Annotated in this window: 1 pseudogene; it reads left to right on the forward strand. The window is 33.0% G+C overall.

Going from position 1 to position 436, the window contains the following annotated elements:
• Positions 1-436: pseudogene (locus NBZ85_RS34255) on the forward strand (SLC13 family permease); the annotation flags it as partial.

Here is a 436-nt window from a genome sequence, read left to right on the forward strand (position 1 = left end):
AGGAAAACGTGCCAAAAAACACATTACTTCATATAGCGATATAGATTTAAATGACGTTAAACCAGAAATTACAACTGAAGATTCATTGTTAAAAAGACCAAAAATGCTTATACCAAATGCAATACTTACAATTTCACTCATTGTCTGTTTGGTAATTGGTATATTGCCAATCCCAGTAATGTTCATGCTTTGGTTTGGAGCAGCAATTTTATTAAATTATCCAAATCTTAGTATTCAAAATTCTGTGGTAAAAAAACATGCAGGAGACGTTCTATCAGTTATCAGTTTAGTATTTGCCTCGGGTATCTTTACAGGCGTAATGAACGGTACAAAAATGGTTAACGAAATGGCAAACGCCTTAGTTAGCATTATTCCTGATGCTTTGGGTAATCATTTTGCATTAATAACTGCCATATTAAGTGGACCATTTACATAC

This window comes from Frankia tisae (assembly GCF_025403405.1).
Classification (GTDB): domain Bacteria; phylum Actinomycetota; class Actinomycetes; order Frankiales; family Frankiaceae; genus Frankia; species Frankia tisai.